General features: G+C 68.8%; 12 protein-coding genes. 3 read left to right on the top strand and 9 right to left on the bottom strand.

Translation table 11 applies throughout. The annotated features are described in order from the left end of the window. Nucleotides 1-35: 35 nt before the first annotated feature. Both pip and FHR20_RS04915 read right to left on the bottom strand, forming a co-directional pair. Complete coding sequence (gene pip / locus FHR20_RS04910; RefSeq protein WP_167298468.1) at nt 36-1,124, bottom strand: prolyl aminopeptidase; 1,089 nt, start codon at nt 1,122-1,124, stop codon at nt 36-38. A gap of 98 nt (nt 1,125-1,222) precedes the next feature. After that, nucleotides 1,223-2,221, bottom strand: coding sequence for a dipeptide epimerase (locus tag FHR20_RS04915; protein ID WP_167298469.1), 999 nt, complete (start codon nt 2,219-2,221; stop codon nt 1,223-1,225). Nucleotides 2,222-2,371: 150 nt separating this feature from the next. On the opposite strand from FHR20_RS04915, the gene FHR20_RS04920 reads away from it, so the two are divergent. Further along, nucleotides 2,372-2,986 carry an FMN-binding negative transcriptional regulator gene (locus tag FHR20_RS04920; protein WP_167298470.1) on the top strand — a complete coding sequence of 205 codons (615 nt, stop codon included), beginning with the start codon at nt 2,372-2,374 and terminating at the stop codon, nt 2,984-2,986. Beyond that, nucleotides 2,983-4,422: an amidohydrolase family protein gene (locus tag FHR20_RS04925; protein WP_167298471.1), complete on the top strand. Its 1,440-nt coding sequence runs from the start codon at nt 2,983-2,985 to the stop codon at nt 4,420-4,422. The genes FHR20_RS04920 and FHR20_RS04925 overlap by 4 nt, the downstream gene beginning before the upstream one ends. Here FHR20_RS04925 and FHR20_RS04930 read toward each other — a convergent pair. The 3 genes from FHR20_RS04930 to FHR20_RS04940 are packed head-to-tail and all read right to left on the bottom strand — an operon-like array spanning nt 4,419 to nt 8,193. Then, complete coding sequence (locus FHR20_RS04930; RefSeq protein WP_167298472.1) at nt 4,419-5,693, bottom strand: spinster family MFS transporter; 1,275 nt, start codon at nt 5,691-5,693, stop codon at nt 4,419-4,421. The two genes, FHR20_RS04925 and FHR20_RS04930, sit on opposite strands and share 4 nt — an antisense overlap. Further along, nucleotides 5,677-6,798, bottom strand: a complete 1,122-nt coding sequence (locus FHR20_RS04935; protein WP_167298473.1) for a helix-turn-helix domain-containing protein — start codon at nt 6,796-6,798, stop codon at nt 5,677-5,679. The genes FHR20_RS04930 and FHR20_RS04935 overlap by 17 nt, the downstream gene beginning before the upstream one ends. A 6-nt stretch (nt 6,799-6,804) precedes the next feature. After that, on the bottom strand, nt 6,805-8,193 hold the full coding sequence (locus FHR20_RS04940) for an amidase (protein WP_167298474.1): 1,389 nt from the start codon (nt 8,191-8,193) through the stop codon (nt 6,805-6,807). A 241-nt stretch (nt 8,194-8,434) separates the two neighbouring features. Here FHR20_RS04940 and dgcN point away from each other — a divergent pair, with 241 nt between their 5' ends. Beyond that, a complete protein-coding gene (dgcN, locus tag FHR20_RS04945; protein ID WP_167298475.1) occupies nt 8,435-9,433 on the top strand; it encodes an N-acetyltransferase DgcN in 999 nt (332 codons plus the stop codon). A gap of 207 nt (nt 9,434-9,640) precedes the next feature. Here dgcN and FHR20_RS04950 read toward each other — a convergent pair whose 3' ends face one another. The 4 genes from FHR20_RS04950 to astD form a co-directional block, all read right to left on the bottom strand. Beyond that, nucleotides 9,641-11,143, bottom strand: a complete 1,503-nt coding sequence (locus tag FHR20_RS04950; protein ID WP_167298476.1) for an alpha/beta hydrolase — start codon at nt 11,141-11,143, stop codon at nt 9,641-9,643. Between the two features lie 18 nt (nt 11,144-11,161). After that, nucleotides 11,162-13,288 (bottom strand): TonB-dependent receptor, encoded by a 2,127-nt coding sequence (locus FHR20_RS04955; protein ID WP_167298477.1) that lies wholly within the window; start codon nt 13,286-13,288, stop codon nt 11,162-11,164. 148 nt (nt 13,289-13,436) lie between these two features. Then, a complete protein-coding gene (amaB, locus tag FHR20_RS04960; protein WP_167298478.1) occupies nt 13,437-14,960 on the bottom strand; it encodes an L-piperidine-6-carboxylate dehydrogenase in 1,524 nt (507 codons plus the stop codon). 109 nt (nt 14,961-15,069) lie between these two features. Next, nucleotides 15,070-16,470, bottom strand: coding sequence for a succinylglutamate-semialdehyde dehydrogenase (gene astD, locus FHR20_RS04965; RefSeq protein ID WP_167298479.1), 1,401 nt, complete (start codon nt 16,468-16,470; stop codon nt 15,070-15,072). Nucleotides 16,471-16,495: the final 25 nt, after the last annotated feature.

A 16,495-nucleotide genomic window follows, 5' to 3' on the forward strand; every position in this document is an offset into this window, starting at 1 on the left:
TCAGGGCCGGAAGGCGCCTCGGCGCCCGTCGGCGGTCAATCGAGCGGGGGCAGACCATCCATGATCGCAGTCAGCGCGAGTGCGTTCTCGCGTTCCATCGCGCTGTGCCCCGCATTCGTCACCACGAAGGTCGCGGGTTCGGTGCCCGCTTCCCGCAAGGCGGCGGCCAGCCGCGAGGCCTGGGTCAGCGGGCAGACCAGGTCGAACCTCCCATGGACGATATGCACCGGGATGCTCGCCAGCGTGGCAGCGTTGCGGACGAGGTGGTCCGGTTCCAGGAACAGCCCGTTGGCGAAATAATGCGCTTCGATCTGCGCGAAGCACAGGGCGAACACATCCTCGCCGAACTTCCCGCTGTCGTCGACGTCGGGGATCGCATTGGAGATGGTGCCTTCCCAGATCGACCATGCCAGCGCCGCCGCCAATTGCCGCTCGCGCTCCTGCTTCGTCGACGGCACTCGGTCGAAGATCGCCTTATAGGCCTTCATCACGTCGCCGCGCTCGGCAGGGGCGATCGGGGCCAGGAACCGGCGCCACGCTTCGGGATAGCTGACATAGGCGCCCGGCGCGGTGAGGGCGAACGGAGCATCCTCGAACGTCGCCGCATTGCCCTGATACATGAAGTCGAGATCCTCCGCCGCGCCCAGGAAGATGCCGCGCAGGATCAGGTTGGCGCAGTGATGGGGGTGGGCGATCGCATAGGCCATTGCCAGCGTGCTGCCCCAGCTTCCGCCGAACACGTGCATCCTTCCCTCGATGCCCAGCGCCGCGCGCAACCGGTTGATGTCCTCGATCAGATGCGGGGTCGCGTTGTTGGCGAGCGCGACCGCGGGGCCGGCGGATGCGACGGTCGGCTCGCTCTTGCCGCAGCCGCGCTGGTCGAACAGGACGATCCGATAGCGTCCGGGATCGAAATAGCGCGCCATGACGGGCGCGCAGGCCCCACCCGGACCACCATGGAGCACGATGACCGGCTCGCCGGCCGGATTGCCATATTCCTCCCAATAGAGGCGATGATCGGGATCGTGATCGACCTGCAACAGCCCGCTCCTGCGGGGTTCGGCCGCCGGATAGCGCCATTCGTCGACGATCTTGCTGGTGCGCTGGAGCAGGGAGAAATCCATATCCGTTTCCCGTATGTGGGCGATGCGCGGCGCCGGGCCGCATTCGGGCTGTATCCCGGGCAGGCGCACCGGCATAGCCGCCTGTCTCGCCGCGGTTGCTACGGTTCGCGTCGGCGCCCGCCGCCCCAAATCGCATCCGGGCAATGAATCAGGCCGTCGGCATAGCGGACGCCCGGCGTGCGATCCCGGGCGAGGAACGTGGGCCCGTCCAGGTCGCAAAGGTCGCATCGCTGGCCGAGGATGAAGGCGGGGGCTTGTGACCAGCTCGTGCCGGTCATGTTCCCGACCATGACGCCGAAGCCCATGCGGCGCGCATTGCGCTCCATTTCGAGCGCGTGCGTAAGGCCGCCGCACTTGTCGAGCTTGATGTTGACGAGGTCGACCAGGCCGACCAGCCCCTCGAGATCGTCGCTGTCCTGGACGCTCTCGTCCGCCGCGATCGGGATGGCGCGGTCGACATGGCGCAGGTCCGCATCTCGCCCGATCGCGAAGGGCTGTTCGATCAGCGTCACGCCGGCCGCGCGCAATATCGGCATGATCGCATCGAGCCCATCCGGATCGAAGCCGCGGTTTCCATCGACGGCGATCGCGGCATCGGGGCGAGCCGCGCGCACCGCCCTGACCCGTTCCCCGTCCTCGCCATTGCCTTCCAGCTTCAGCTTGATCTGGCGCGCGTGCGCCATGCCCGCCGCCTTCCGCGCCATTTCCCCCGGCGAAGCGATGCCGATCGTGAAGACGGTGGGGAGCGACCGTGTCCCTGACAGGCCGGCGAGCTGCCATACCGGCTTTCCGGCATGGCCCGCCTCGATTTCCCAGAGCGCGGCGTCGAGCGCGTTTCGTGCGCCCCCGGCCGGCAGCAGGCGCTGAAGCGCGGCGCGATCGATGCCTTCCGCGAGTATCGGCGCGAGCCGCGTCACCTGCTCGACGATCCGCGCCGAGGTGTCGCCCCGATAATAGACGCCGCATGCCTCGCCGCGGCCGATGACGCCGCGATCCTCGATCGTGACCACGGCGATCTCGGCATGGGTGAACGTCTCGCCGGAGATGCGGAACGGCTCCGCCATCTCCCATTGTTCGGCTCGTGCATCCACTTTCATCGCGGTTCCTCCCTGCTGCCGGCATAGAGGCGCGGCGCGGGCCGGCTTTGCAGTCCGGCGCGCGGTTTCGCGAATTCGCGGGTCGGATTGCAAAGCGGGGCGCGGCGCGATGTGGCTGTCTCTCCGGCCTGGCATCCGGAGGAACATCGAGTGCATTCGCCTTTCGCGCCCCGTTCGCCGGAGGATGTCGCCACACTGCTGCGCACGTGCCCGCTGGCATGGCTGGTGAGCGTCGATCCAGCCGGCGAGGTACTGAGCAGCCAGCTGCCGCTGCTGACGCTGCCGCCGGAGGATGGCGGGATGCTGTTGCTGGGCCATATGGCGCGCACGAACCCGCTGGTGGCGCGCCTCGGCGATCGGCCGCGTGCGGCGATCCTGTTCCAGGGGCCGAATGCCTATGTCTCGCCGAGTTGGTACGCCGATCGGGATTCGGCGCCGACATGGATCTATGTGAACGCGACGCTCACCGCCGACATCGCCCTGCGCGAGGATCTGACCGATCGCGCGATCAACCTGCTGGTCCACCAGATGGAGCAGGGCCGCCCGGAGCGCTGGCGCGTGGCGGAGATCGCGCACCGCTACGCCGCGCTGCGCGATCGCGTGATCGGGTTCACGGCGACGATCCTGAAGGTCGATGCGCGGTTCAAGCTTGCCCAGGACGAACCGCCGCCGGTGGTCCGCGAGACGCTCGACCATCTGGGGGATGACGCGCTGATCCGCTGGGTGGAAACCATGAACGCCGATCGGCTGGAGGCGGAGGCGTGATCGACCTTGCCATTCGCGGCGCGCTGGTGATCGACGGCACCGGTGCGGCGGGCACCGTCGCGGATGTCGCGGTGGAGGGTGACCGAATAGTCGCGATCGGCGGGAATATCGGCGGGGCGCGGGAGGAGCTCGATGCGGCGGGGCTCACGCTCGCGCCGGGCTTCATCGACGCGCATACGCATGACGACCGGCTGATTCTCGGCGGTGCGGACGCGATGCTGTGCAAGCTGTCGCAGGGAGTCACGACGGTGATCGTCGGCAATTGCGGGATCAGCCTGGCCCCGGTCGCGTTCGACAGCCGCCCGCCCGCGCCGCTCGACCTGCTCGGCGACGCGCGCTGGTGGCGCTTCCCCAGCTTCGCCGCCTATGCCGGGCAGCTGGCGGAGGCCCCGCCGGCGGTGAACGCGCTGGCGCTGGTCGGCCACATGCCGCTCAGGGTCGAGGCGATGGGGGGAGATACTGGGCGGGCGGCGACCGCCGCGGAAGTCGGGCGGATGGCGGCCCGGCTGGCCGAGGCGCTCGAACAGGGCGGGGCAGGCCTGTCGACCGGGCTCTGGTATGCTCCCGGCAGCGGCGCGGAGATGGACGAACTGGTTGCGCTCGCCCGGTGCGCGGCGGCGCGGAACGGGCTCTACGTCACGCATCTGCGCGACGAGGGCAACGCAGTCGAGGCGGCGGTCGCGGAAGCGATCGACATCGGCGTGTCCGGCGGCCTGCCGATCGTCATCAGCCATCACAAATGCACTGCCCCGGAGAATTTCGGCAAGTCGCGTGCGACGCTGGCGATGATCGACGCTTGCGCCACCCACCATCCCATCGGCCTGGACGTCTATCCCTATTGCGCATCCAGCACCGTGCTGCGCCCCGAATGGGTGCGCCCCGATATCGAGACGGTGGTGAGCTGGTCGGTGCCGCATCCGGGCCGCGCCGGACAGTCGCTCGCGGCGATCGCCGCCGAATGGCGGGTTCCGTTGCAGGAGGCGGCGGCGCGCCTGGTGCCGGCGGGGGCAGTCTATTTCTCGATGGACGAGGGCGAGGTGCGCCGCATCATGGCGCACCGGCTGGCGATGATCGGCAGCGACGGGCTGCCGCATGACGAGCGGCCCCATCCGCGCCTGTGGGGCACGTTCCCGCGCGTGCTGGGCCATTATGCGCGCGATCTGGGGCTGTTCCCGATCGAGACCGCCGTCCACAAGATGACCGGGCTGACCGCCGATACCTTCGGGATAGCCGGCCGCGGGATGGTGGCGGCGGGCGCCTATGCCGATCTCACCCTGTTCGACGCATCGCGCATCATCGATCGTGCCGATTTCGCCGCGCCGACCCGCTTGTCGGCGGGCGTCGTCGCGACCTGGGTGAACGGGCGGCTGGCCTATAGCGAGGCGAAAGGCGCGACCGGCGACTGCGCCGGGCGGCTGCTGCGGCGCGGCAGCTAGTCCAGCCCGTCCAGCCGTTCCAGGTCCTGGGGCACATGGCGGGCGGCAACCAGGTAGAAGGGGATCGAGGCCACCGCCGCTGCCACGCCGGCGAACATCGCGTATCGCAGCGAATCCGCGCCGAACACCGGCCGCAGCAGGTCGCTCAGCACCCCGATCACCAGCGGGCCGAGGCCGAGGCCGATCAGATTGCCGACGAACAGCTGGATCGCCGCGGCGCGCGCGCGCATTGCCGGCGGCGTGATCGTCTGGATCGTCGCGATGCACGGCCCGATGAACGCGGCGCTGAGCGAGACGGGGATGACCGCCGCCGCGATCGCGACCGCGACGTTGCCGGCCAGGAAGAACGGCACCCAGAAGGGAATCGAGATGACGGCGGCGATGGCCGGCGCCAGCAGGTTGCGATGGATGCCGCCGCGCCGCGCGGCGATGTCGGCGAACCGGCCCGAGGCATAGGTGCCCAACCCGCCGCCCAGCCCGACGATCAGCGCGAATGTCAGGCCCACCTCGGTCGAGCCCATGCCATGCGAGCGGATCAGGAAGGCGGGGACAAAGGCCGTGATGCCATAGCCGGAAAAGGCGCTCATCGCCGTTCCCAGCACGATGTAGCGATAGGAGCGCTGCCGCCACAGGAAGCCGAGCCGCGCGGCGGTGGGCGATGGCGATTGCACCGGCGCGGGCCGGGGCGGGTCGCGCAGGACCGCCATCGCCAGCAGGGTGAGCAGCAGGCCGGGCACGCCGGCGGCGACAAAGGCCGCGCGCCACCCATAGGCGTCGGCGATCCAGCCGCCCGCGAAGAAGGCGATCATCAGCCCGACATTGACGCCGGTGGCGTAGATCGCCTGCGCCGTCGCCCGTTCGGACGGGCCGTAGAGATCGGAGATGATCGATTGCGAGGCCGGCCCGGTGCCGGCTTCGCCGACGCCCGTCAGCATCCGCGCGACGACGAGCTGCCAGAAGCGCGCGACCAGCCCGCATGCCAGCGTCATCGCGCTGAAGCAGGCGAGCGAGGCGATGATGATCCGCGACCGGCTCATCCGGTCGGCGGCCAGTGCGATCGGCATGCCCAGCGTCGCGTAGAACAGCGCGAAGGCCGGACCGACCAGCAGCCCGAGCAGCGTGTCGGAAACCCGGAACTCGTGCTTGATATGCTCCAGGATGATCGCGAGGATCTGCCGGTCGATGTAATTGACGGCGTAGATCGCGCTCAGCAGCAGCACGATCGCGCCCCGCGGGATCCTCGCCCCGCGCGCCTCAGGCCGCATCGTCATCCCCTTCGCTCGCCGGCTTGGCGCCGCGCTTCAGGCTGGAGGCCAGGTGCCGCACGCGCAGCTCGTCGTTCGCCACCTTGCGCATCTGGATCGGCGAGACGCCGAACGCCGCCTTGAAGGCGCGCGTGAAGCTTGCGGCATGCTCATATCCGGTCTCCAGTGCGATCTCCATCATCGACATCCTGGAATCGCGGATGAGGTCGAGCGCCAGCTCCATGCGCAGCTTGTCGCGGATGCGGCCCACCGTCTCGCCATAGATCATGCGGAAGCCGATCTGCAGGCGGTGGCGCGTCATCCCCACCATCTCGGCGATCTCATGGATGCTGATCTGCTGGTCGATATTGTCGCGGATGATCTGCATCGCCCGCTTGAGCCGCCGGTGATCCTCCGCTTCGAACCGGCCGCCGAACTGCTCGCTGTCCGGCTGGGACAGGCCGAACAGGATGTGGCAGGCGAGCTCCAGCGCCTTGGCGGACATGAACGCGCCGCGAAAGGCGCGGGCGAAGGGCGGCGAGATGAGCTGATGCGCGGTGAGCGAGGCGAGCTCCGACAGCGGCACGTTGCGGACGGGATAGTCGCCGCCGTTGCGGACATACTGGGCGAGATCGGCGGGGATGTCGCTCTCGGTCAGGCCGGTAAGCTCGAAGAAGCGCCCGCGTTCGAAGTACAGGGTAACCCAACGCAGATGGTCACCCGCCTCGTAGACGGTGTCGAAGCTGCGCCCGCCGCCCGTGCCGTAGATGGTGCAATAGCCATCGGCGAGCTCGCCGTCGGTGCCCGCCGCATCGGTCAATCGGACATTGCCGTTGAGCACCGCCGACAAGGCGAGATAATCGTCGCACCGGTGGCTTCGGGCGAGCTGGCGGCGCGCCACCATGTTGACCAGAGCGACGCAGACGCCGTTGTGCAGCTCGTAGAATTCCCATCCGCCCTTGGCGACATTGCTGTCATATTCGTAGCGAAAGCCGAGACCGCCAGGTGTCGGATGGCTCCAGCCGTCCGATTTCCGCGTCGAGAGCCCCTCCGCGGCGGCCGGGTCGCGAAGCTGCGCCAGCATGTCGTGCAGGCTCCGGGAGAGGATCTCGGGCGGGGGCGGGTCGGCCATCGCGGGTCAGCCCATCTTCGCGCCGGGAACGCAGCCGGGCCAGCGATCCTGCCACGGCGCGGCCTGCTCGAGCTGGCGGGCCAGGTCGAGCAGCAGCGGCTCGCCGCCGCGCCGCGCGGCGAACATCGTGCCGATCGGTACGCCGTCCGGCCCCGGCTGGACCGGCAGCGACATTGCCGGATGGCCGGTCAGATTGTGCAAGGGCGTGTAGGATACATAATCGAACATCAGCTGCATGATGTGATCGAAATCCGCGTCCGGGGCCAGTTCCCCGATGCGCAGCGCGGGAAGGCCGAGCACCGGCGACAGGATGGCATCGGCATCGCCGAACGCGGAGTCCAGTGCGCGGCGGGCCTCCTCCGTCGCGCGGAACAGATGGTCGACATCGTCGATCGCGGCGCCGCCCGCCCATTCGCCCAGCCCCAGCGTCCAGGGCTCGACGGCACCGTCTGCGGCGGCGCCGAAACGCGCACGGGCCGATTGCAGCACGTCGCGCGCCAGATAGGCCCAGATCGCCTTGAACGCCACCATCACCGCCGGGCCGTCATAGGGCGGCGGCGCCTCGAACACATGGTGGCCCAGTTCCTCGCACAGCCGCGCGCTGCGCAGGGTGCTGGCGAGCACGTCGGGATGGGGCTGGTCGCCGTTCAGGTTGGTCGTGACCACCGCGATGCGCAACCCCTTCTCGCGGCGAGGCGCAGGCGAGGGCGCGTTCGCGGCAACCATGCCCATCGCCCATTCCACGTCGCGCACGCTGCGGGCGAGCAGCATGTCGCAGGCGAGCAGGTCCTCCATCAGGTGCGGCGCACGGGCGCGCCGGGTTGCGCCGCGCCCCGGCTTCAGGCCGATCAGGCCGCAGCACGAGGCCGGGATGCGGATCGATCCGCCGCCATCCGCCGCATGGGCCAGGGGCACCATGCCGGTCGCCACCGCGATGGCCGCGCCGCCGCTGGATCCGCCGGGCGAGCGCTCCGGCGCCCATGGATTGCGGGCCGGCCCGTAGAGCAGCGGTTCGGTGGTCGGCAGCAGGCCGAATTCCGGCGCGTTGGTCTTGCCCAGCGCGACCAGGCCGCCATCGTCAAAGGCCCGGGTGAAGGGAAAGTCGACATCGCCCGGCCCGGCATCGCGATGAAGGCGGCTGGCGCTGCGGTTCGGCATGCCGCGATAGTCGAGCCCGTCCTTGAGCAGCCACGGCACGCCCGCCATCGGCCCGGCGGCACGGTCGGCGCGGGCCAGCGCGGCATCGTAATCGCGATGGGTGATGACATTCAGTGCGCCGTCGAGCGCTTCGATCCGCACGATCGCGCTCTCGCACAATTCGCGCGCCGACACCTCGCCCCGGCGGACGAGCGCGGCCTGGTCATGCGCGTCGAGGCGGCCGATCTCCCATGCCATCGTCGTTCGTGGCGCCAGGGGTGTCTGTTCCGCGATATCCTGCATCGGTTGCGTCGTCCGTCCCACATTGATTGACGGCGATGATTTGAGACCATTCCGAACCTTCCCGTTTAGCCGTCGAGGCGCGCCAGTTCGCGATTCCTTCCGCGGGCACCGTGATGGCTAATGGCGGGCCCGGAATGGCAAAGCGGTCTGCGCCGCGCTGCGCCATCCCGCATCGTCTTCTGGCAATGAAACGGGGATGACGATGCAGGCACCATATCTGCTTTTCCTAGGCGACGTGGAGGAATTCAGCGCGGCCAAGACCGCCGCGGGAGTCAATCAATGGCGCCGCGAACGCGTGCTGGCGCAGCACCGGCTGCCTGGCTGCACGGTCGATCTCGGCATCGCCGAGATGACTCCCGCCGAGGCCGCGCGGGCGGGCGCGCGGACCATGATCGTCGGCGTGGTGAATGTCGGCGGCTTCATTCCCGAGCATTGGGTCGCGACCATGGTCGACGCGCTGGAACAGGGGCTGGACCTTGCCGCGGGGATGCACCAGCGTCTCAACGACATCCCGGCGATCGCCGAAGCCCGCGACCGGACGGGGCGCGCGGTGCTCGATCTTCGCCAGCCCGATCGCGGCTTCCTGCCCGGCTCGGGGCGCAAGCGCTCCGGCAAGCGGCTGCTGACCGTCGGCACCGATTGCGCCGTCGGCAAGAAATACACTGCGCTGGCGCTGGAGGCGGGATTGCGCGCGCGCGGGGTCGATGCCGATTTTCGTGCGACGGGGCAGACCGGCATCATGATCTCCGGGCGCGGCGTCGCGATCGATTCGGTGATCGCCGACTTCATCTCCGGCGCGGCCGAATGGCTGTCGCCCGATGCCGCGCCGGATCATTGGGACGTGATCGAAGGCCAGGGCTCGCTGTTCCATCCGGCCTATGCCGGCGTCACGCTGGGGCTGATCCATGGCAGCCAGCCCGACGCGCTGGTGGTGTGCCACGAACCGGTCCGCACCCATCTGCTCGGCTTCGACTATGGGGTGCCCGACTTGCGGCGCTGCATCGACATGAACGTCGCCGCGGCGCAGCTGACCAATCCGGAGGCGCGCGTGGTGGGGATCAGCGTCAACACCTCGCGCATGGAACCCGCCGCGATCGACGCCGCGATCCGGGATATCGAAGCGCAGACGGGGCTGCCCTGCAGCGATCCGATCCGGCACGGCGTCGATCGCATCCTCGACGTCCTGTTGAACTGAGCGGCTCGAAGGGCGCTCCCTCTCATATTCCTTCAATCGTCATCCCCGCGCAGGCGGGGATCCGGGGTAATGCGGGATATCGGCACCACCACGCGAACGCCGTCCGGAGAGGACGGCACCCCGCCACCTCGGCTCCGCGCCTGGCTCTGGATCCCCGCCTGCGCGGGGATGACGACGTAAAATCAGATACTTGTTTGAGTTCTCAACCTAGCGCGGAGCGCCCGTTCCAGGCAGGTGGCGGACCGCCGAGGGATATCGCGATTGCTGGGCCTGCGGGAAGCCCGTGTCCCTTCCTTCGACGAACCGGTCCAGGAAGCCGAGCGAGAAGTCGCCGATCACGCCGTCCATCTCGGCCGCCGGGATGGTGCCGTAGAGGGCGGGCGGCGTGCGATGGCGGAACATCCGGATCAGGTCGGTGAAGGCGAGATGGCCCGACCCCTCGACCCGGAACCGGAAATCGTCCGGCGCCGCAGGAGCCGTCCAGGATCGGAACGCGAAGTCCATCGGATGGGTGTGGGGATCGCGCGGCTGGTTCGGATAGAGCGGATATCGCGGCCAGTCGGATTGCAGCCACAGCATCGGCCGGCCGGCGGCGCGATCGAACATCCTGGGGTCATAGGTCACGCCGTCCAGGCTGATCGCGGCACGGCACCGCGGTTCCTGCACACAGGCTTGCGCCGCGATCCCGCCGCCGAACGACATGCCGCCGAACGCCAGGCGCGAGAAATCCGTCGAGCTTGCGATCCGCGCGGCGAGCGGCGAGGGCCGGCCGCGCTGGAGGGTGGCCAGGGCGAAGCGGGTATCGGCCAGCCATGCCTCGGTGCTGCGCATCAGCCGGTCTTTCGCCGCGGCCTCGGCATAGGCCGGAAAGCGCCGGCGCCAGCCCTTGGCGCTCTGGTCCTGCACCAGCGCGCCCAGCGCTTCGATCATTGCCGGGGACACCACCAGCGGCGTGGTCTCGCGGCTCCATCCGTCGGCGAATTGCTGTCGCGCGGAATCATAGGGATGGCCGATGCTGGCCACGACATAGCCATGGCTCGCCAGGCGCTCGAACAATGGCGTGTTCTGTGCCGGGTACATCGTATAGCCATGGTTGAAGACGAACAGCGGATGGCCGCTTCCCGCCGGTTCGGCATCCAGCCGCGCATGAGTCGGGACGGCGGCGAGATGCAGCAGCTCGAACGGGCGATGCAGGGCGTTGCGCGCGATCGACCCCGCATCGGTCGCGACGGTGTCGCGCGGCAGATAGCGCGCGAGGGGATGATGGCCCCCCGGCGAGGCCGGGTACCAGAGCTGCACCGTCACGCGGCGCCGTTCGGCCGCTCCGTCCTCCAGCACGCCATGCCGGCCGGCGTCGATGAGCTCGATGCGCGTCGTCCCGATCGGATAGCGGCCGTCCGGCGCGGGCAGCGAAAAGAGCGGGAACAGGTAATAGGGGATCGCCGCACCCAGGATGCCCAGCGCGAACGCGGTGTGCACCGCGATCCGCATCCAGCGCCTTCGCCAGGCGGGGCCGCGCCACAGACAGGCCGCCGCGACGGCTGCGATCGCCGTCGCCGGGGCCACCTGCCAATGGTACAGGGCAAGCGCCGCCAGCGATGTTCCAAGCGCGGCCAGCGCCGCCAGCAGCGCGGGCCGCCGCCGGCCGATCGCGGACAGGGCGGCGGCCGAGCCGAGCAGGAGAAGGGCGGCGACGTCGATCGGGTACACGGGCGGCCCTCCGCTTGGTTAGAACGACTTTCCGAGCCTGATGCCGATCTGCCGCGGCCGCGGCACCGCGCCGATCCCGCCGAGCGTCGGGTAATAGGGCGAATGCTCGTTCAACAGGTTCCGCGCGAAGATCGCAATGTCCAGCCCTTCCACCGTCGCGCCCAGGCTGGCCCCCAGGAAGGATTGCGGCCCGGTGACGATGCGCGTGACGCCCTGTCCGCCGACGAGCTCGTCCTTGTGGTTGAAATCGATATCGAGATAGCCGGGAACCGAGGCCGCCCAGCGGAAGGCATAGTTGGCGCCGAGCTGGATCGAATATTTGGGCAGCGCGAGCGGGCTGGTGCCGGGCGGGAAATCCACTTCCGCCTCGGGGGTAGAGGCGACGAACACCGATCCCATCACCGTGCCGCTGGCGGACAGCCGCAGGGCGCGCACCGGACTGGCGGTCAGCTGCCATTCCACGCCCCGGATCCGCGTGTTGCCGCCATTGGCGGTATATTGCAGGAACACCGGCGTCAGCACGACGCGATCATAGACCTGGCCGCGATAATATTGCTGGAACGCCGCGATATTCACGCCCAGCTTCCCGTCGAGCAGGCTCGCCTTGAAGCCGGCCTCATAGGCCATCGAGCGTTCGGGCGCATAGGTCAGCGGGGGCGGGAAGGCGGGGTTGACCACCGCGTTGAAACCGCCGCTGCGGAAGCCGTTGCCGACGTTGAAATACAGGTTTGCGTCGCGGGCGACGTCGTATTTCACGAAGGCGCGATAGGTCACGCGCGAGAAGGTGCCGGAAGCGGTCGGCAGGGTGCCGTCGGTGAAGCTGCGGTCGTCGTGCGAATAGCGCAGGCCTCCGCCGATCTCGAGCCGGCGGAACGGCGAATAGGAGGCGTCGCCATAGACCGCCCAGGACTTGGAGGTCGTCCTGATCGGCTCCTGGAGGATGGTGACGGTGGTGGACGGCGGATAGAGCAGCTCCGCGCCGTCCAGGAAATGGCGCAGCAGGTCGTCGTCCTTGTAGATGCCGCCCAGCACCCATTTGAACGGGCCGTCCCCCTTGGAGGTCAGGCGCAGTTCCTGGCTCGTGATCGACTGTTTGTTGAGATAGCGCGTGTTGGCGATCTCCAGCACGATCGGCGCCGCCGGATCGTTGGTGGCGTAATAGATCTGGTCGAGATTGCTGTTGCTGTAGCGCCGGCTGTGCGCGGTGTTGCTCATCAGCTCGGCGAAGCCGAGGTCATATTCCACGCGCAGGCTGTAGAGGTCGAGTTCGGACACGCCGCTCGTCCGGCCATGGGGATCGATGGCGTGGCGATACAGCCCTTTCTCATAGGGCAGGATATTGGCGTAGGAGGGGGAATCCTCGTCATTGTGCCGGATGTCGACCATGCCGACGACGCGCAGCCGCGAGTCCGGCTGCCACAGCAATTTGACGCGCCCGTCATAGATCTGGTTGGAATTGACGTTCCTGGCACCGGTGCCGGCATTGTCCAGCCAGCCGCCATTGTTCTGATACTCGCCGGCGAAACGCACTGCGAGCGTATCCGACAGGGGCAGGTTGAGCGCCGCCTTCACCTGGGCGGAAGCGCGCCCGCCATCGGTGGCGAACAGGGAATAGTCGACGGTGCCGCCGATCCGGTCGAGCTTCGGGTCGTTGGTGACGTAGCGGATGACGCCGCTCATCGCTCCTTCGCCGAACAAGGTGCCCTGCGGCCCCTTCAGCACTTCGACCCGGGCCAGGTCGAGCGCCCCCGCGTCGGCATAGACCGGGTAGAAGCCGTCCTGCGATCCGGTGAGCGGCGTTTCGTCGAGATAGATGCCGACGAGCGACGAGGTGCCCCTGAGGCTGTTGATGCCGCGGATCTGGATCAGCTGCTTGCCGCCGCCCTGCGAGAAGACGTCCAGGCCGGGCACGTTGTCGGCGATATCCTGCAGCGACGTGATGTTGCGCTTGGTCAGCTCCGATCCGGACAGGACGTTGACGGTCAGCGGCACGTCGACGACGTTCTGCGCCCGCCGCTGCGCGGTGACGACGATATCGGCCTGGGAGGGCGGGTCCGCCGCCTCCTGTGCCATGGCGCCCGCTGGCGCGAACAGGGCAGCCAGCGACGTCGCGCAAAATAGTAGCCGGTCTTTCTTTCCCGCCATCTTCATGCCCTCCCAATAGCATCGGCAATCGAACGCGCCGTAATGGTTCGATCTTCGATGCTCGGGGCCTGCGCTGCTTAGCGGGGAGGACGGGCGTTTTTACACATAAGCGTCACGGAGCGCGCCGCCGGAGCGTTCCGTGCGGATTTCACACCTCCAGGTCGAAGCGCACGCCCTGCGCCAGCGGCAGCGAGCGGCCATAGTTGATGGCGTTGGTCTGGCGCCGCATATAGGCCTTCCAGCTGTCGCTGCCGCTTTCGCGGCCGCCGCCGGTTTCCTTCTCGCCGCCGAACGCGCCGCCGATTTCCGCGCCGGACGGCCCCATGTTGACATTGGCGATCCCGCAATCCGATCCGGCCGCCGAGAGGAACCGCTCCACTTCGCGGATGTCGGTCGAGAAGATCGAGGAGGACAGGCCCTGCGGCACGCCGTTCTGGAGCGCGATCGCCTCGTCCAGCGTGGAATAGCGCAGGACGTAGAGGATCGGCGCGAAGGTCTCCTGCACCACCGGCCCGTCCTGCCGATCGGCCTCGACCAGGGCGGGGCGAACATAGAAGGCATCGCCGCCTCCGATCGGCAGGCGTTCGCCGAAATGGACGCGGGCGCCGGCATCGCTCGCCGCATTCAGCGCCGCCTGCATCGCCTCGAATGCGCCGCGATCGATCAGCGGACCGACTAGGGCATTGCCATGGAGCGGGTCGCCCACCGTCACCCCGGCATAGACCTTGCGCAGCCGCGCGACGAAATCGTCGGCGATGTCCTGGTGGACGATCAGCCGGCGGAGCGTGGTGCAGCGCTGGCCCGCCGTGCCCATCGCCCCGAACGCGACCGCGCGCAATGCGAGGTCCAGATCGGCCGAAGGCGTGACGATCGAGGCGTTGTTGCCGCCCAGTTCGAGGATGCTGCGGCCGAAGCGGGCGGCGACCACGCGCCCAACCTCGCGGCCCATCCGGGTCGACCCGGTTGCGGACACCACCGGCACGTCCGGATGCTCGACCAGCCGCTCGCCCAGTTCGCGCCCGCCGATCAGCAGCTGCGACAGGCCGCGGGGCGCATCGTCGCCGAAATCGGCGGCAACCTGTTCGAAAAGGGCCTGCACCGCGAGCGCGGTCAGCGGGGCCTTCTCCGACGGTTTCCAGATCAACGAATCGCCGCACACCAGCGCCAGCGCCGCATTCCAGCTCCACACCGCGACCGGGAAGTTGAACGCGGAAATGATGCCGACCGGGCCGGCCGGATGCCATTGTTCGACCAGCCGGTGGTCCGCGCGCTCCGACGGCATCGTCAGGCCGTAGAGCTGGCGCGACAGGCCCACCGCGAAGTCGCAGATGTCGATCATCTCCTGGACTTCGCCCAACCCTTCGGACAGGACCTTCCCGGCCTCGATCGTCACGAGCCGGCCGAGCGCGTCCTTGTGCAGGCGAAGCTTCTCGCCCAGCCGGCGCACGAACTCGCCGCGGCGCGGGGCGGGCACCAGCCGCCATTGCCGGAACGCAGCCACGGCCGCCGCCACCGCGGCGTCGCAATCCCCGGCCGTGTGCACCGTCAGCTCGGCCAGCGCCTCGCCGGAGATGGGGGAGGTCGCCACCAGCGGCCCTCCTTCCAGCGCCGATGCCGCCACGCCGAAATCGTTCAGGATCACCCGGACCTGATCCCGTAGAATTCCCATCATCGCGCGCGGCTCCTGAATTGCTGTGGTCGAACGGCCCCTACCAGACGGCCCATCCGGCGTTTCGCATTTTGGGCGAGCATTTGATCGGCTGACAAGGGACCGGCAATGCCTATAGGCCGGGTACCGGCTGCGCCTCGATCGCTTCTGCCTCGAAGCTCGCCATCGGATAGGCGCAGTAATCGGCCGCATAGAAGGCGCTCGGGCGATGGTTGCCCGATTCCCCCAGCCCGCCGAAGGGCCGGTTGGAAGCAGCGCCCGTGGTCGGCCGGTTCCAGTTGACCACGCCGGCGCGAATCTCCGTCGAGAAACGCTCCCACAGCGCCGGATCGGCCGAGATCAGTCCCGCGGACAGGCCGAAGGCCGTGGCGTTGGCGCGGGCGAGCGCCGCGGAGAAATCCGCGACCCGAGTAACCTGGAGTGCCGGCGCGAAGATCTCGCGATCGGGCAGGTCGATCCCGGTAGCATCGAACAGCGCCGGGGCGATGAAGGCCGGGCCACGCCCGGGGATCGAGCCGCCGGGCAGCAGCGGCGCGGCGCCCTGAACGACCAGGCCATCGAACGCGGCCCCGGCCGATGCCGCCGCACGCGCGGAAACCAGCGGGCCCATGAAAGCGTCGGCCCCGTCGTTCCACGCCGCCACCGGCAGGCGCATGGCCAGTGCCTGCACCGCGTCGACGATCGCGGCGCCTTGCCGGTCGTCCGGCACGATCAGGCGGCGCGCGCACGAACAGCGCTGGCCGGTAGTGACGAAGGCGGAGTGGACCACCAGGGTCGCCACCGCCTCGGGATCGCCGTCCCAGGCGATGAGCGGGTTGTTGCCGCCAAGCTCCAGCGCGAGGATCACCGACGGCCGGTCCAGGAACGCACGGCGGAAATGGCGTCCGGTCTCGGCCGATCCCGTGAACAGCAAGCCGTCGATATCTGCCTCGATCAGCGCCGCCCCGGTTTCCCGGCCGCCCTGGACGACTTGCAGCACATTGCCGGGCAGCCCGGCGCGGGACCAGATGCCGGCCATGCGTTCGCCGATCGCGGGCGTTTCCTCGGACGGCTTGAAAACCACGCAATTCCCCGCCAGCAGCGCGGGGACGATGTGCCCGTTGGGCAGATGGCCGGGGAAATTATAGGGACCGAGCACCGCCATCACGCCATGGGGACGGTGCCGCAGGACCGAGCGGCCGAACGGCATGGCGGCCTCGTCGAGGCCGGCGCGTTGCGCCTGGGCGGCGATCGATATCTCGACCTTGCCGATCATGGCAGCCACTTCGCCCCGACTGTCCCACAGCAGCTTGCCGGTCTCGCGCGAGATCAGGATGGCGAGGTCCTCGGCTTCATCGCGCAGGATCTCGGCAAAGCGGCGCGCGATCGCGACGCGCTCGGCCAAGGGCGTGCGAGCCCAGCCGGGAAAGGCGATGCGCGCGCGCTCCACCGCGGCAAGGCATTCCGCCGGGCTGGTCGGCCGACCTTCCCAGATGGTCTCGCCGGAAGAGGGATCGGTGGATCGCAGGAACATGGCATTCACTCGCTTGCAGGGACAA

The sequence above is a fragment of the Sphingomonas leidyi genome (assembly GCF_011761945.1).
Classification (GTDB): Bacteria; Pseudomonadota; Alphaproteobacteria; order Sphingomonadales; family Sphingomonadaceae; genus Sphingomonas; species Sphingomonas leidyi.

Excerpts from the sequence above, each read along its gene's own strand:
- amaB (WP_167298478.1), bottom strand. The coding sequence starts at position 14,960 with ATGATGGGAATTCTACGGGATCAGGTCCGGGTGATCCTGAACGATTTC.
- FHR20_RS04935 (WP_167298473.1), bottom strand. The coding sequence starts at position 6,798 with ATGGCCGACCCGCCCCCGCCCGAGATCCTCTCCCGGAGCCTGCACGAC.
- FHR20_RS04930 (WP_167298472.1), bottom strand. The coding sequence starts at position 5,693 with ATGACGATGCGGCCTGAGGCGCGCGGGGCGAGGATCCCGCGGGGCGCG.
- dgcN (WP_167298475.1), top strand. The coding sequence starts at position 8,435 with ATGACGATGCAGGCACCATATCTGCTTTTCCTAGGCGACGTGGAGGAA.
- pip (WP_167298468.1), bottom strand. The coding sequence starts at position 1,124 with ATGGATTTCTCCCTGCTCCAGCGCACCAGCAAGATCGTCGACGAATGG.
- FHR20_RS04940 (WP_167298474.1), bottom strand. The coding sequence starts at position 8,193 with ATGGCATGGGAGATCGGCCGCCTCGACGCGCATGACCAGGCCGCGCTC.
- FHR20_RS04915 (WP_167298469.1), bottom strand. The coding sequence starts at position 2,221 with ATGAAAGTGGATGCACGAGCCGAACAATGGGAGATGGCGGAGCCGTTC.
- astD (WP_167298479.1), bottom strand. The coding sequence starts at position 16,470 with ATGTTCCTGCGATCCACCGATCCCTCTTCCGGCGAGACCATCTGGGAA.
- FHR20_RS04955 (WP_167298477.1), bottom strand. The coding sequence starts at position 13,288 with ATGGCGGGAAAGAAAGACCGGCTACTATTTTGCGCGACGTCGCTGGCT.